The organism is Cupriavidus sp. CuC1, assembly GCF_044627735.1.
Classification (GTDB): domain Bacteria; phylum Pseudomonadota; class Gammaproteobacteria; order Burkholderiales; family Burkholderiaceae; genus Cupriavidus; species Cupriavidus ulmosensis.
The window spans coordinates 20916-36371 of record NZ_JBIUHC010000067.1 but is presented as its reverse complement, the minus strand read 5'-3'; the positions used below and the strand labels follow the sequence as shown (position 1 = coordinate 36371).

General features: G+C 59.9%; 15 protein-coding genes and 1 pseudogene. 12 read left to right on the top strand and 4 right to left on the bottom strand.

Annotated features, from left to right (window positions below; translation table 11 throughout):
- Positions 1-29 precede the first annotated feature (29 nt).
- Positions 30-443, top strand: a complete 414-nt coding sequence (locus ACGLHR_RS26465) for an ankyrin repeat domain-containing protein (protein ID WP_400097057.1) — start codon at positions 30-32, stop codon at positions 441-443.
- A 110-nt stretch (positions 444-553) separates the two neighbouring features.
- Here ACGLHR_RS26465 and ACGLHR_RS26460 read toward each other — a convergent pair whose 3' ends face one another.
- Positions 554-1573, bottom strand: a complete 1020-nt coding sequence (locus ACGLHR_RS26460) for a CBASS cGAMP-activated phospholipase (protein ID WP_400097055.1) — start codon at positions 1571-1573, stop codon at positions 554-556.
- A gap of 351 nt (positions 1574-1924) precedes the next feature.
- Here ACGLHR_RS26460 and ACGLHR_RS26455 point away from each other — a divergent pair, with 351 nt between their 5' ends.
- Entirely contained in the window at positions 1925-3328 is a 1404-nt protein-coding gene (locus ACGLHR_RS26455; protein ID WP_400097053.1) for a GGDEF domain-containing protein, read from the top strand.
- 81 nt (positions 3329-3409) lie between these two features.
- Here ACGLHR_RS26455 and ftrA read toward each other — a convergent pair whose 3' ends face one another.
- Positions 3410-4399, bottom strand: coding sequence for a transcriptional regulator FtrA (gene ftrA, locus ACGLHR_RS26450; protein ID WP_400097052.1), 990 nt, complete (start codon positions 4397-4399; stop codon positions 3410-3412).
- A gap of 265 nt (positions 4400-4664) precedes the next feature.
- On the opposite strand from ftrA, the gene ACGLHR_RS26445 reads away from it, so the two are divergent.
- From ACGLHR_RS26445 to ACGLHR_RS26405, 9 genes are all read left to right on the top strand, one after another.
- Positions 4665-5012, top strand: coding sequence for a DUF3088 domain-containing protein (locus ACGLHR_RS26445; protein ID WP_400097093.1), 348 nt, complete (start codon positions 4665-4667; stop codon positions 5010-5012).
- Between the two features lie 195 nt (positions 5013-5207).
- Positions 5208-6209 carry a thioredoxin-disulfide reductase gene (gene trxB / locus ACGLHR_RS26440; protein ID WP_400097050.1) on the top strand — a complete coding sequence of 334 codons (1002 nt, stop codon included), beginning with the start codon at positions 5208-5210 and terminating at the stop codon, positions 6207-6209.
- A gap of 49 nt (positions 6210-6258) precedes the next feature.
- The gene (locus ACGLHR_RS26435; RefSeq protein WP_400097048.1) at positions 6259-6471 is read left to right on the top strand and encodes a DUF6356 family protein; all 213 of its coding nucleotides are present in this window, start codon (positions 6259-6261) and stop codon (positions 6469-6471) included.
- Positions 6472-6540: 69 nt separating this feature from the next.
- Positions 6541-7767 carry a pyridoxal phosphate-dependent aminotransferase gene (locus ACGLHR_RS26430; protein WP_400097046.1) on the top strand — a complete coding sequence of 409 codons (1227 nt, stop codon included), beginning with the start codon at positions 6541-6543 and terminating at the stop codon, positions 7765-7767.
- A gap of 5 nt (positions 7768-7772) precedes the next feature.
- A complete protein-coding gene (gene metC / locus ACGLHR_RS26425) occupies positions 7773-8951 on the top strand; it encodes a cystathionine beta-lyase (RefSeq protein WP_400097044.1) in 1179 nt (392 codons plus the stop codon).
- A gap of 45 nt (positions 8952-8996) precedes the next feature.
- A complete protein-coding gene (locus ACGLHR_RS26420) occupies positions 8997-9797 on the top strand; it encodes a transporter substrate-binding domain-containing protein (RefSeq protein ID WP_400097042.1) in 801 nt (266 codons plus the stop codon).
- Positions 9798-9878: 81 nt separating this feature from the next.
- Entirely contained in the window at positions 9879-10538 is a 660-nt protein-coding gene (locus ACGLHR_RS26415) for an amino acid ABC transporter permease (protein WP_267603258.1), read from the top strand.
- Between the two features lie 52 nt (positions 10539-10590).
- Entirely contained in the window at positions 10591-11316 is a 726-nt protein-coding gene (locus ACGLHR_RS26410) for an amino acid ABC transporter ATP-binding protein (RefSeq protein WP_400097040.1), read from the top strand.
- 107 nt (positions 11317-11423) lie between these two features.
- Positions 11424-12473 carry a D-cysteine desulfhydrase gene (locus tag ACGLHR_RS26405; RefSeq protein WP_400097038.1) on the top strand — a complete coding sequence of 350 codons (1050 nt, stop codon included), beginning with the start codon at positions 11424-11426 and terminating at the stop codon, positions 12471-12473.
- 110 nt (positions 12474-12583) lie between these two features.
- Here the strand turns inward: ACGLHR_RS26405 and ACGLHR_RS26400 are convergent.
- Positions 12584-12751: pseudogene (locus ACGLHR_RS26400) on the bottom strand (IS110 family transposase); the annotation flags it as partial.
- Between the two features lie 207 nt (positions 12752-12958).
- Here ACGLHR_RS26400 and ACGLHR_RS26395 point away from each other — a divergent pair.
- Complete coding sequence (locus ACGLHR_RS26395) at positions 12959-13387, top strand: NUDIX domain-containing protein (protein WP_400097036.1); 429 nt, start codon at positions 12959-12961, stop codon at positions 13385-13387.
- Positions 13388-14197: 810 nt separating this feature from the next.
- Here the strand turns inward: ACGLHR_RS26395 and ACGLHR_RS26390 are convergent.
- Entirely contained in the window at positions 14198-15358 is a 1161-nt protein-coding gene (locus ACGLHR_RS26390; RefSeq protein WP_400097034.1) for an alpha/beta hydrolase family protein, read from the bottom strand.
- Positions 15359-15456 lie beyond the last annotated feature (98 nt).

The window sequence follows — 15456 nt, the reverse complement described above, 5'->3', positions numbered from 1 at the left end:
ACCCATGCCGCGGGGGGATTGGGCCTTGCATGGAGTGCGCGATCTACCATAGCCCGCTGCCCCTTATCCGCACCTTGCTCGAGATTGGGGCGGATCCGCGGCCGGTGGATCACGCGGGTTTTCCGCCGCTGATTGCGGCGCTTTCATGTAGTCTCGCCCGGCCAGGCGCACCCGCACGAACGGATGTGATCGAGGTGCTCAGGCTGCCGCTGGCCTTTGGCGCCGATCCTGCGCAGCGTGGCATCAACGACTATAGCGCGCTGCACATGGCTGTGAGCGTGCGCAATTTTCCTGCGGTAAAGATGCTGCTGGCGGCTGGTGCGGATGCAACTAGCCGGACGCGCATCGACGACTGCGAAACCCCACGCGAGATGGCCGAGGCAATGGGACTGTCCGAGATTTCACAGTTGCTGGCTGCCCATGAAGTGAGCGAACGGCTGTAGCGCAGATCAACCATCGACCCGCGCCGAGCAATGTCACCCTCGCCCACCATTCAAGTCATCAAATGGGATGCCACCTCAGCGGCGTCCTGCTCGTTTCCGGCTCACCGCTGTCACCCGGCCAAGGTGGTTTGATTGGTACGTTCTCCGTAGTAGAACATTGGTAGGCGAGCTATATGGGTGAGGAAGGATCGGCAATCTTCGTTTCCGATGCAGATCTTGGAGCGTTCAGTCGCGGCGCCAAGCAATACTTCCTTCGCAGCGCCGTCAGCCCTATCAAGCGCGACCGCACGCGCGCGCTGGTCGGTGAGATCGTCATCGACGAGGAAATAGCGCTTGGAGAGCAGATGCGCAAGCATAAAATCGCTCAGCGCCTCCTGCACCGATATCGACAATCCAAACACTCTCTTTGGCATATTTGCCGGATTGACGCCTCCCCAGTCATATGTCCCACCCTCGCGGTTTCGACGTGGGTTGACGGTGAATTTCGATGACATGGTACCGACTGCCATCACGTGAATGCGGTCGGTCGATTGACCCAAGGCAGACTGCGCTTCGTGAACCGCCAGCATGCCAGGCGCATTGGCGTAAAGACCACCGTCAACGTATTGATTGTTGTTGAACGTATATCGTGGGAAGTATGCGGGCGCGGCGCTTGTCGCCATGGCCACATCTACCAGCCGGCATTTATGATCTCGCTTGAAATCCGGGTGATGCGGGGTCTTGAAGATCTGCGGCCTGCCAGTCGAGTAATTGATTACCGGTATGATGACCGGATGCCTGCAGGCTCCGAGGACCTGGTCGCCAAATATCTTGCTGTCGCAAAGCAGCGACTGTAACGGCGCGGAAGAAAATGGTGCGCGCCATATTCCCGCCAGGGACCAGCGTCGCTTGAAAATCGTTCCCCCATGGTTGGCGAGAAGTTCGACAATGCGCTGCGCAGGGATTTCCATCGCGATGGCCAATGCCAAAATGCCACCGATCGATGTGCCCGTTACAAGATCGAACCGAGTGGCGATTGGCGCGCCAATCTCGTCTTCGAAGTCAGCCAGCAACTTGGCCGTATACAGGCCGCGAAAGCCTCCGCCTGACAGCGCCAAGATCTGAAACCGTTCTGAGCCTGCAGTTGTCATTCGGGACCTCCTCGCTGGGATTTCGATGACACGTCTCAATCACGTCACGGGACTGTGCAGCAAGAAGCATAATAGTCATTCATGGACGACAGCGGTAGACGACACTGGAATGGCTCAGGATCTCTACGTCGAGACAGGAGCGTCGACTGACGCTGGCTTTTTGAGCAAGCCTTGGCATTCCTTTGGAAGCGTAATAGAGATGAGGCTTCGTTAATATCTGATGTTACGTTAATTTAACGCTCGGTCACCGAGGAATTGCAAGTATATATTGTCAAGCATGCGCGTACCGCTCCCTGGAGGCGGATCGCCATGAGCCATACAAGACCAGCCGATCCTCCCTGGAGAAGGTCCATGAACGTGAGCGCAACAATCGATGAACAAGGCGCAACTATCCGCTTGGTGACCAAGACCTACGCACGGTTTCTCGTCCTCATATTTGCACTAGCTCCAGCCTGTCTGGTTGCCTACCTTTTCTTCTTTCAAGATCCTACGCTGAAGTTCGAAAACCACCTGTTTCACGAAGTCGCAATCGCTGCAGCAACACTCGAGGGCCTGTTCGTCACGTATGTGACATGGCGCTGTTACATGTCCTCGGGGGAATCCTTGTTGCGCTGGATGACCTTGGGCTTTCTCGGCTTTGTGCTGATCTACACTCTGCATGGGGCGTTCACCGGCTTGGCTCACCACAATATCTGGCTTTTCCTGCTCTATGGACCAGCTTCACGTCTCGTCATGTCCATACTGTTATTTATCGGCCTGATTTCATTCGGACGATCGCCAGATGCCGTCGAGAAACGCTCGAACTTAAAGTACTGGTGCAAGTGGATTGGTGCGTTTCTTTTGATTGACATAGCGGTCGCCTACTTGGCAAATACAGCCATTGCGGGCAGCCTGTGGGTGCGACTGTCGATGGAAGGGGGCGCGCTAGTCTGTTCCGTCTTGAACGTCGTGGTCCTGCTGATTCGCCGAATCCGCTCGCCACTCATGCTGATTTTTGGCATTTCGATTACTGCGTTCGCGCTATCTTCGCTCGCATTTATCCTCGGTCGCCCCTGGAATCACATGTGGTGGCTTGCCCACGCGATCTTTGCCGGCGGCTTCTTCTTTCTGAGCTATGGGATCATCCAGGCGTTTCACACAACGCGCTCGTTCGCGACGATCTACAGTCAGGAGGAAATGATGGCTCGCCTGGCGGTTGCCATGGCACGAACAGAAGGTGCGCTTCAAGAACTGCAAAGAACGAATCAAAAGTTGGAGTATCTGGCCGCCACTGATCCGCTCACTGGCGCAGTGAACCGACGCCAATTCATCAAGCTTGTCGAAACTGAGATTGCGCGCGCAAAGCGGGACGGGGCGCCGTTCTCCGTCCTTGCGCTCGATCTGGACCATTTCAAATCAATCAATGACCACTACGGGCATCAAGTTGGCGATGAGGTACTACAAGGGTTCGTGCACAAATGCCTCGAAGCGATTCGCCCCTATGACGGCGTAGCGCGAGTTGGGGGAGAGGAATTCATGGTCTTGCTTCCCAAGGCCCCGCTTGATGTAGGCCTTTCAATTGGCGAGCGAATTCGGTCAGCCATAGAGAACGCTGTCTTTGACAGCGAGATTGGGCGTAGTGTTGGCATCACGGTCAGCATTGGGGTGTCCCAATTTGGGCGCGACGGCAACACGATCGACGCGATCTTTCGCGCGGCCGACGAGCGGCTTTACCGTGCGAAAGACGAGGGTCGCAACTGCGTGATTGCCCTATAGAAATTGTTTGAAAGCCGCGGTTGGCGAGGACAATCGTGCTGCGCTCCGCTCACGATCTCTCGCTACAACTCGGATAGGTAATCAGTGTGCCTCGGATGCGCTGAACCGTCGCCTGTAGTAACCCGGACTGGTTCCAAGCCGAGTCCTGAAATGATTGCGCAAGGTGGCTGCAGCACCAAAACCGACTTGCACCGCGATTTCATCCACGGATAAGCCGGTCTCTTCGAGCAATGCCCTGGCCCGGCCCAGGCGCTCGGAAAGCAGCCACTCCCCTGGCGGCATCCCCATCGTACTGACAAAGTGCCGCTGAAAGGTTCGGGCACTCATCGCCGTTTGCTTTGCCATTCTGACAATCGACCAGCCCTCGTCCAATGTTGCGCGCACCGCGTCCACCAAGGGTGCCAGCGAAGAGCCGCTACGCTTTGAGACCGGCTCGTCGATATATTGGGCCTGCCCGCCTTCGCGGTGGGGTGGCATGACTAGTCGGCGTGCGACCTGGTTGGCTGCGCGCGGGCCAAGGTCCCGGCGAATCAGGTGGAGGCACAAGTCGATTCCCGCCGCACTGCCGGCAGACGTGAGGACATCGCCGGCATCGACGTAGAGCACGTCCGCTTCCACGTGGACTTCCGGATATCGCGCCGCGAGTGCTGCGGCATGACGCCAGTGCGTAGTCGCACGCTTTCCGTCGAGCAACCCTGCTGCTGCCAAGACAAAGGCGCCCGTGCAGATTGACATGACGCGCGCCCCGCGTTTGTTCGCCTTCCTCAACGCGCGGCAAAGTTCCGGCGGGACGTCCGCTTCGATACCGCGCCACCCCGGGATGATGATGGTCTTCGCTTTGGCCAGGAGTTCGAGGCCACCGTCAGCCTGTACCTGGATGCCACCCGAACCGCGCAACCTCCCGGATTCGGCGGAACAGGTCATGAAGCGATACCAGCTCTCGCCCATTTCAGGTCTTGGCAGACCGAACACTTCAACGGCGCAGCCATATTCAAAGAGGCTCAGGCCGTCATACACGACGACGACAACCAGTCCTGCGTTGACAGACGATTGTGATTTGGTCTTTGGCATGATAGGGACGGAAATTGGCTTTGATGCCACTAGCGATTGATTTTGCCCCATCTGCTCCACGTCTCGCAAGACTCTCCCCCGTGTCTGTTGCGTGTGCTGCGGTCCTGATCGCCACCGCTCCCCTCAAGTTGGCACGATCTTTACGCAAATTGTCGTTCGCGCCACTAGTGGGTTCAATTTGCACCGCATATCCTGTGGTCGGTGGTTCGCGGTACGGCAAGCGACGCGCGTCCGCCAGCAATTTCAACCCGCAGAGAGAGTGAAAGTGAAAGACAAACTATTCATGCTTCGCCCCGGCTTTTTTTCAGGCTCGGAAGGTCCGTTCTATTGTGGAGACTCCGTTGCCGTTGAAGGCCTGCTCGGTTTCTTCCCGCAGTTGCGCAATGAAGTTGATGTCGAATACATCGATGCGCCCCGCCCTCGCATGGCAATTGTCGAACTGATCGGCGAGGCGAACCAGTCCGCCCCCGTCCTGGTGCTCGGCCCCGGGCGCGCGCCGGTCGATGACGGTGTGGCGATTCACGTACACGGTCAGACGCGCTTTATCGATTCGCCCGACCATATCCGTCGATACCTGTCGTCGCAGTACGGTGTGGCGCGTCCCGCCTCCTGACTACAGCCCAACCCGGTTCATGCGTGAAGAGGCCCTTCCATGCAGCCCCGGCGCGCCATCGCAACCATTGCGATCGGTGGCATCGTCTACCGCAACATTGCGGTACCCATGCGTGGCGGGCCTCGACTTCGACCCTGTTCGGTAATCGCTTCAGGCAATCGCCTGAAGTCTCTTGAATAAGCTACGGATTCTCCAATGTCTTCGCCCAAGCATGCCAAGGTCCTGATTCTCGGTTCCGGCCCTGCCGGATATACCGCCTCCGTCTATGCAGCGCGCGCCAACTTGTCGCCGGTGCTCGTCACTGGCCTGGCGCAAGGCGGCCAGCTGATGACCACGACCGATGTCGAAAACTGGCCGGCGGACGCAACGGGGGTGCAGGGCCCAGAGCTGATGCAGCGCTTTCTCGACCACGCGGAGCGCTTCAACACCGAGATCGTGTTCGACCACATCCACACGGCAAAGCTCGACGGGAAGCCGATCCGCCTGATCGGTAAATCCGGCGAGTACACCTGCGACGCACTGATCATCGCGACCGGCGCATCCGCGCAGTATCTCGGCCTGCCGTCCGAGGAATCCTTCATGGGCCGCGGCGTGTCCGCCTGCGCGACCTGCGATGGCTTCTTCTACCAGCAGCAGCATGTGGCCGTGGTTGGCGGCGGCAATACGGCAGTCGAGGAAGCACTGTATCTGGCTGGCATCGCGAAGAAGGTCACGGTGATCCATCGCCGCGACAAGTTCCGCGCCGAGCCGATCCTGGTCGATCGTCTGCTTGAGAAGGCGAAGCAAGGTATTGTCGAGATCAAATGGAACCACGTGCTCGACGAAGTGAATGGCGATGGGGCCGGTGTGACCGGCCTTCGCATCAGGCATGCGCAAACCGGCGAGACCAGCGAACTCGCACTGCAAGGCGTCTTCATCGCCATCGGCCACAAGCCGAACACCGACCTCTTCAAGGGCCAGCTCGAGATGGTGAACGGCTACATCATCACCAACGGCGGCCTCTGCGGCAACGCCACGGGCACGAGTGTGCCGGGCGTGTTCGCGGCTGGCGACGTGCAGGACCACATCTATCGGCAGGCGATCACCAGCGCCGGCACGGGCTGCATGGCCGCGCTCGATGCGCAGCGATATCTGGAAAGTACGCCGGGGCCTGCATTTCTTCATGGCTCCATCCCAGTAGAAAATTCTTCTAATTAGAAGCGCGATCGTGGGAGTTTTTGGAAGCATTTTGCGGGAGTCTAACACTATGATTTCTCTCACAAACAGCGCGAAACCGGCTTTCCAATTCAGGACCAGACGACGCGCAATACCAGATCACGCCCCCACCATGAGAACAATATTCCGGCTCTTCAAGGCGCATCCCGCATCGGTAGGCGAGCGCTATCCGTGGCATATGTCGTCACCGTTTTCGTTTGGCGCGTCGCTGCTGTTCGCTTCGATGGCGTCGCGTCACCGATAAGCAATCCCCCCCTTCGACAACAACATGACAAGCTCACTAGTGTCTTCCCTGCTACGCCCGGTCCCCTATATGGGCGTGATCCACGTCGTTCACGAAGCCGTCAAGCTCGGCTTCCGGAACGGTCATCCCGACTGGTGCAACCTCGGCCAGGGGCAGCCTGAAATCGGGCCCATGGCAGGCGCGCCGGAACGGCTGGCTTCGCTGCAGTTCGACGTGGCCGATTGCGCCTACGGGCCGGTCGGCGGCATCGATGCCCTGCGTCAGGCGGTCGCGGACGATTACAACCGTCGCTATCGTCGCGGCAAGGCATCGCAGTACACGAAGGACAATGTCGCGATCGCGTCCGGTGGGCGGCTTGCGCTGTCGCGCCTGCTCGCCACCCTTGGAGAAATTCGTCTGGGCCATGTCGTGCCCGACTACACCGCCTACGAAGATCTGATCGCTTACCACCGCCACCGCTTCACGCCGGTCACGCTGCCGGTGGGGCCCGAAGACGGCTTTGCCATCCCGGCGCCGGCGCTCGAGGGATTGATCGCCAGGGAAGAACTGGATGCGCTGCTGTGGAGCAATCCCAACAACCCCACGGGCGCCGTGGTGCGTGGTGAAGCGCTGGCGCAGTATGTGGCGGTGGCGCGCGACACGGGCTGCTGGATGCTGCTCGACGAATTCTATTCGCACTTCGTGTTCGAAGATGACCACGCCCCCGCGGACCAGCCGGTGTCTGCCGCCGAGTTCGTCGAGAACGTGGAGACGGACCCGGTCGTCATCGTCGACGGCCTGACGAAGAATCATCGTTACCCCGGCCTGCGCGTAGGCTGGGTAGTGGGGCCGACCGACGTGATCGACATGATCAGCCGTGCGGCAAGCGCCATCGACGGCGGCCCGCCGACGATCGTGCAACGGCTTGCCGTGCAGGCGCTGCAACGCGACCGTGCGGATCAGGAGACGTCCGCATTGCGGGAAATATTCGCCAGGAAGCGCCGCATCATGCTCGACGCGCTGACCGAAATGGGTGTCGAAATCCCCTGCCCCGGCAACGGCACGTTCTATCTGTGGGGCCGAGTGCATCGGCTGCCCGCACCGCTGAACACCGCGGACACCTTCTTTACCGAGGGTCTCAAGCGCAAGGTCATGACCGTGCCCGGCAGGTTCTTCGACGTCAATCCGGGCAAGCAGCGAGCGACCGAGTATATCGACGCAAGCTGGGTGCGCTTCTCGTTCGGCCCGCCCGAGTCTAATCTCCGCATGGGACTGGAGCGCTTGGGCGACATGGTCAACAGCGCCAGGCGAGGGTAATCCGGATGTCCCCCCATACCTACCTCTCGCACGGCGTCATCGATCCGGACGATTTCGGCGGCGTCGTCAATCCGCCGGTTTTCCATGCGTCAACCGTGACGTTTCGCAATCTCGACGACATGGAAGCGCGCGGGCGCGCCATGTCGGGCGCCGACACGGATGTCATGTGGTACGGCCGCAAAGGCACGCCGACCACCTTCGCGTTGCAGAATGCCTTGGCGCAACTCGAAGGCGGGCACCGTTCGCTGCTGGTGCCGTCGGGCCTGGCGGCGTGTACGAGCGCGATCATGGCGTTCGTCAAAGCCGGCGATCACATCCTGGTGAGCGACAGCGTCTATGGCCCGACGCGCCACTATGTCGAAACGGTACTGGGCCGCTGCAACGTGTCGGCGACGTTCTACGACCCCACGCTTGGGTCCGACATCGCGGCCTTGTTCCGTCCGGCCACGACCCTCGTGTTCGCCGAGTCACCGGGTTCGCAGACGTTCGAAATGCAGGACATTCCTGCCATTGCGAAGGTCGCGCACCGGCATGGCGCGGTCGTCGTCATCGACAACACGTGGGCCACGCCCTTGTTCTTCAAGCCATTCGAGCACGGCGTGGATGTCTCCGTGCATGCGGGGACGAAATACATCGTTGGGCATTCGGACGCTTTGATGGGTGTGATCACGACCAACCGTGAGTCATGGAACACGGTGCGCGACTATGTCTTCGCCACTGGTCAGCACGCAGGCCCGGACGACGTTTATCTCGCGCAGCGAGGCTTGCGGACGATGGCCGTGCGCCTTGAGCGGCATCAGCGTAGCGGACTGGCCATTGCCGATTGGCTGGCGGGCCGCCCGGAGGTGGCCCAGGTGTTGCACCCTGGGCTCCCTGGTGCGCCGGGCCACGCACTCTGGCGTCGGGATTTCACGGGGGCTTCAGGATTGTTCAGCGTCGTACTCAAGCCCGGATATGGGCGTGAGGCGTTCCGCGCCTTCATCGACGACCTGAAGCTGTTCCGCCTGGGCTTTTCCTGGGGCGGATTCGAGAGTCTGGTGATGCCCTTCGATCCCAAGGAGGAGCGCCCCGCAGCCGCCTGGCCGTATGCCGGCCAGGCATTTCGATTGCACGTGGGCCTTGAGGCCAAGGAGGATTTGATCGCCGATCTGGAAGCCGCGTTCCACCGACTTGTCGGGCAATAGCGTTGCCCTTCAAAAAAATATCGATTCCTACATTGGAGACAAGGCATGAAATCCCTGAAGTTGCTGTTGCAAAGCGCGTGCATCGCGACCCTCCTCAATGTCACGGCGCCCGCCGTGCACGCTGAAGATCTGCTGGATTCGGTCAAAGTCAGCGGTGTCCTGAAAGTCGGCATGGAGGGCACTTACCCACCCTTTGGCTATCGCAATGGCGACGGTCAGCTCGACGGCTTTGACGTGGCCGTGGCCAAAGCCGTGGCCGACAAGATGGGGCTCAAGGTCCAGTTCATCACCACCGAGTGGAGTGGCATCATTGCCGGCCTGCAAGCCGGCAAGTTCGACGTCATCGTCAACCAGGTGGGCATCACGCCGGCGCGCCGCCAGGCTCTGGATTTTACCCAGCCATACGTCTATTCCGCGGTCCAGGTACTTCAGCGCAGCAATGACAAGCGCGAGTTCAATTCGCTTGAAGAACTGAAGGGAAAATCCGTCGGCGTCACCCTGGGCAGCAATTATGCCGAACTGGCGAAATCTGTGCCGGGTATCCTGGTGCAAACCTATCCGGGTACGTCGGAAAACCTGCGTGACCTAGCGGCCGGGCGCATCGATGCCGCCCTCAATGACCGCCTGATGCTGCCGTACCTGATCAAGAACTCCAAGATGCCGCTACGCACCGGCGCGCTGCTCGCTGGCACGAAGCTTGAGATGGGCATCCCGTTCCGCAAGGGCAATCCCAAGTTTGCCAAAGCCATTGACGACGCACTGAACGCGTTGCAGCAGGATGGCACATTGCGCAAGCTGTCCATCGAGTGGTTGGCTACCGACGCCAGCAGACCCATCGCCCAGTAATCGCTGCCACGCCGGCCGGCTCGCTCCATCGCTGCAGGCATGGGCCCGGCCGGCCACGCGGCCACTGCTACGGATTGAATCATGGAATCTCTTGATCTAGTTATTCATGCATCGCCTGTACTCCTGCACGGAGCGGCGATCACCGTGAAATTTGCCTTGGCGTCGATGGTGTTCGGCCTGCTGGTCGGGATCGTGGTCGCCATCATGGGTATCAGCACCAGTCCAATCCTTGGCGGCATTGCCCGCACCTATGTCAGTGTCATGCGCGGCACTCCGCTGCTGGTGCAGATGTTTGTCGTCTACTATGGCCTGCCAGACCTCGGCATTTCCCTGGATCCCACCAGCGCCGGCATTCTTACCCTCACGGCCAATGCCGGCGCGTACCTGTCGGAAAGCATGCGCGGCGCGATTCTCGGTATCGGCAGAGGGCAATGGAGCGCAGCGCACAGCCTCGGGCTGAGCCATCTGCAGACGCTGCGTTACATCGTCTGCCCGCAGGCCTTGCGGCTTGCCGTGCCAAGCCTCGGCAACACGCTAATCAGCCTGATCAAGGATACGTCGCTGGTGTCCGTCATCACCGTGACAGAGTTGCTCAGGTCGTCCCAGGAAATCATCGCATCAACGTTCCAGCCGCTTCCCTTGTATCTGTCGGTAGCAGCGATCTACTGGCTGTTCAGCACCGGATTGTCATGGGTGCAGCGTCGCCTCGAGGCGCGTCTGACACTGCCAGTGACGCGTTGATTTAACGGGTCGGAACCCCGAAGAAAGCAATCTGCAAGTAGGAGACAAAACAATGATCGCGCTCGAAGGCGTATCGAAGTGGTACGGTCAGTTCAAGGTGCTTGATGCGTGCAGCACCCAGGTAGAAAAAGGCGAGGTCGTGGTCATCTGCGGCCCTTCCGGATCAGGAAAATCCACGCTGATAAAAACGGTCAACGGCCTCGAGCCGTTTCAGCAGGGCCGGATCAGTGTGGACGGTGTGATGGTCGGCGATCCGAAGATCGAGCTCGCCCAGTTGCGTGCGCGGGTTGGCATGGTGTTTCAGCATTTTGAGCTGTTCCCGCATCTGTCCATTCTCGACAACCTGTCCCTAGCGCAGGTCAAAGTGTTGAAACGCCGCAAAGAGGAGGCACAGGAGAACGGAATGCGGCTGCTCGAGCGCGTCGGCCTGAAAGCGCATGCGCGGAAATACCCCGGGCAGCTTTCGGGCGGGCAACAACAACGCGTTGCGATTGCGCGCGCGCTGTCGATGGATCCGATCGCCATGCTGTTCGACGAACCGACATCGGCGCTTGATCCCGAAATGATCAATGAGGTGCTGGACGTCATGGTCGAACTCGCACGCGAGGGCATGACGATGATCTGCGTCACCCATGAAATGGGGTTCGCGAAAAAGGTCGCCAGCCGCGTGATTTTCATGGATGACGGCGCCATTGTCGAAGATACCGGCAAGGAAGCCTTCTTCGGCGACCCGAAGTCGGCCCGGGCGAAGGAATTCCTCGCAAAGATTCTGCATTGACTCACACCACCTTGCATGAAGGCGGGGGAAGTCGAAGGCGATCAAGGTCCCCGCTGACAACGCCCGCCGCCGCCCCGTCTTGGTCCACCTCCCCCAAAGTCGAAATCATGAAGATCTCGGATCACCTTGCCTCCTTTTCCCGCCTCGATCTGGTCGGCGCGGCCACGCCCCTGCAAAAGCTTGATCGCCTGTCCGGGATGCTCGGGCGCGATATCTACATCAAGCGGGATGACACCACGCCACTTGCGTTTGGCGGAAACAAACTGCGCAAGCTTGAGTTCCTGGCGGCTGACGCCTTGCGCCAGGGCGCCGATACGCTGGTAACGGCCGGAGCCATACAGTCGAACCATGTCCGGCAGACGGCCGCGCTGGCGGCCCGTCTTGGGCTACGCTGCAGCGCTTTGCTGGAAAACCCGACCGGCACGGCAGACGGCGACTACCTGCACAGCGGCAACCGCCTGCTGCTCGATCTGTTCGACGCGCAGGCCGAGCCAGTTGCGAGTCTCGATAACGCCGACGCACAGTTGCAAGCCCTTGCGGAACGGCTGCGTAGCGAGGGGCACAGGCCCTATGTCATTCCAATCGGCGGGTCCAATCCGCTGGGGGCATTGGGGTATGTACGTGCCGGCCTGGAGTTGGCCCAGCAAGCCGAAGCGATGGGTCTTGCATTCTCGGCGGTCGTGCTAGCGTCCGGCAGTGCCGGAACCCATGGCGGGCTTGCGTTAGCGCTCGCACACGCGATGCCGGATACACCGGTCGTCGGCGTTACCGTGTCGCGCAGCGTCGCGGCGCAAACGCCGAAGGTGGCTGGGCTGATCGAAGGTACTGCTGCGCTGCTCGATGTCGAGGTGCCGGCAGGGCTGAAAGTCGAGCTGTGGGACGAGTACTTCGCGCCTCGCTATGGTGAACCCAACCAGGCTGGGCTGGAGGCCATCCGCATCCTGGCCGGTACCGAAGGGGTGTTGCTCGATCCCGTTTATACGGGGAAGGCGATGGCCGGCCTGCTCGATGGTGTCGCGCGCCGGCGCTTTACCGGCGATGGCCCGGTGTTGTTCCTGCATACCGGAGGTGCGCCGGCGTTGTTTGCGTATCGCAATGCAATCGACATGGAAATACGGACAGCGGCTACGACGATCCCAACGACGTCTGCGTTCTGATCGATGGCACACTAGATCTCGTCGGGGCGCTGTCACGTTGAAGGTAACGGGCCGCAACATCGGTAGGCGGCGTCGCTACTCATGAGAAACAATTAGGGCAGCACGGTTTTTCAAGCTAGCTGAGCGGCTGGGGGGATCTGGAAACCGAGGGCAGTCGCGCGACGCCGGAGCGCGGCGATGGCGCGTTGGCGCTGCTGTTCTTCGTAGTGCTGCTGGCCCCGGTCGACGAAGGCCTCACCGCGGGTCAGCATGAAGTACACCATGCGCGCGAGCTGATTCCAAATACCATGGAACTGATTCGATTTACGAGCAGCTATCCAGCCAAGCTTTCCGGATTTCTTCAATCTCACCCCGACCTGTTAGAGAAGACTCTCACGGCGAGTACCTACGAAGATATCGTGTCCAGTACCGGTTCAAGGTCTGCCCTGTTTGGCGATCGGCGTTGACACAGCAAGTTTTCTTAAGGAATCTATTCAAGGAGCCACATGACCGCAACAAAAGCGTGCCCGATTGTTTTGCGCAGTCGTCACGGTATCGTACATATCCTCGCATTCAAGCATCCCGCCGCAGGCTACCAGTTGGTAAAGGGCACCATTGAGCAGGGTGAGTCTCCGCCGGAGGCGGCAATTCGCGAGCTCTGTGAAGAGTCAGGGATTTGCGACGCTCACGTGGTTTCAGATCTCGGTCTTTGGAACGCTTCCTATCAGGAACAAATCTGGTCTTTCCAACTGTGCGAGTCAGGGGCGAAATTGCGTGACGAGTGGACCTTCGAGACTAGCGACGACGGCGGCCACATGTTTGAATTTTATTGGCACCCGCTGCAGCGGGAATTTCCCGAACTATGCCACCCCCTCTTTCAATCGGCTTTACGCGAGATTCGTGTGCGAATCGGAACGCTAACTACGTCGGCGTGAGTGGTCCGCATACCCGCATGACGAAGGTGCTGTCCTCGATTCCGCAGTTGTAAATAACCTCTACTAATGTCCGCTGTTCAGAAAGCGGAATGTCCCTTTAGAGCCTTTAGGGTCGGACAGCGACCATGCAGAGGAGCGCAGACTTGACCTCCCGTCGCTTGAAAGGCGATGGTCATGGAGACGCAGAACTCCCCTGCCGCTCGTCGCATGCCTTGGAACAGGTACGCGAATACCTGAGCGGCACGGCGGACGAAGCGGAGGTCGTAGCGCAGGAACTGCAGGCACAGCCGGACGGCATCCACTCGGTGCCTTCGGTCGTCATTGGCAAGCATCGCGTGAGCGGCGGTCAACCACCTGAATTTCACCAGGGTGTTGCAGGCCGCGGCCGCCAAAGCCGGGAATGTGTGAATGGCTGCCGGGGTCACCTGCCCGCGCCAAACGTGGCCGATGCAGCACCTCTGTGGCCGGAGAGTTGCAGCCGATCTCGCCAATGCGCCGGGACAACGCTTCGGAAGCTGGTCGGCGCAGTGTCGACGGATCCACAAATGTGCCCGCAACTAGTGCTTACCCCAGAACACTCCAGCGAATCCGAAGGTATCATGGCCTCTTTGCAAACGTTTGCAATACTAAGGTAACCGCCTCATGGGTAAGTCCTCATACATAGCGCATCCGTGGCCACCCGCCAGCCCCGCCGCGCATTGGCATCGCAGGTGCGTGCGGTCCGCTCCGGGCGCTTGGAGCCGGCATACATGGCCTGTATGCCGGCTCGTGAGGCTTGCTAGGCGAGGGGTGCCGAAGCGCGGATCGCGCTCAAAGCCGCTCGACAAACCAGTCGCAGATCAAGCTCAGGGCAGGTTCTGGCCGGTCGAGCTGGACATGCGCGGCGCCGCCTTCTGCTTCGGTATAGACGCGCAGCTCCTTGTGGCGGGAGCTCGCCTCGGCGAACAATTCCTGCGCCTCGATGAGTGGCGTTTGCCGGTCGTGTTCGCCATGAACGATCAGGAAGTCGCAAGTAATGTTGGAGGCGACCCCCTTCAGGCGGAACTTCTCAAGCTTCTCGAAGGCCTGGTCCCAGGTCTGCACGCCCATGATCCGGAGGAAATGCTTGCCGGTGGTGCCCAGCGCGGCATTGGCATCGAGTTGCTGGATGCCGGCGCCCTTTTCATATCCGACACGGCGCTGCCAGCAAGCGTAGTAGTCATAGATGGCCGCCCATGCCACGCAAGCCTTGATCCGCTTCTCGAAGCAAACGGCGCGCGGAGCGTAGTAGCCTCCCATCGAGGCCGCCATCAACCCGATGCGATCCGCGTCCACATCGTCCCTGCCCGATACATGGTCGACCACTGCCGACAGGGCCACTTCGGAGTCATGCCGCGCTACGAGACCCTTCACCCGAAGGGTGGCGCCCTGACCCGGGCCGTCAAAGCCAAGGCAATTGATGCCGCGCGCAGCGAGCGCACGTGCAACGTAGAACATTTCCTCCTTGGTGCCGTCGAGGCCGTCGTGCAACAACACCGTGGGCGCCCGACCGGTCACGTTCTGGGCTTTGACGAAGTATGCCGTGATAGCCGAATTCTCGAACGGAATATCAAGAATCTCGACCTGCGGGGAACTAAGCTCGGCAAATTCCCTGAAACAATCAAGATGCTTGCCATAATAAATTGGCGCACGTGCATCGTCCGGATCCAGGAACGCTTCCGTCCATTGGTAGTACTGCGCGGCGCGGAAATAAGCCTCCCGCGCGGTGACCGAGTGCCCCTTGCCCGCCGCATCCCGCGCTACGCCTTCGACTTGTTCGGAAAGCGTGTGCCACGCCTTGTGCCACGCCTCGGTATCACCCGCGGCACCGGCTTTCGAAGCTTCGTGCAGATTGCGGCAGACCCAATCTATCTCTCCAAAGATGCCACCGCCCGCCATGCAGCGCAGCACCGAGAGCGACCACATATAGTTGCCGGGAAAATACTGAAACATAGTTCCTCCAATTAATAACGCATTTTTAAATACCGCACAATCCGTAATGCTCTATCTATTTAACAGCCTTACTATTTCCGTCTTGCCCAGGAATCGCT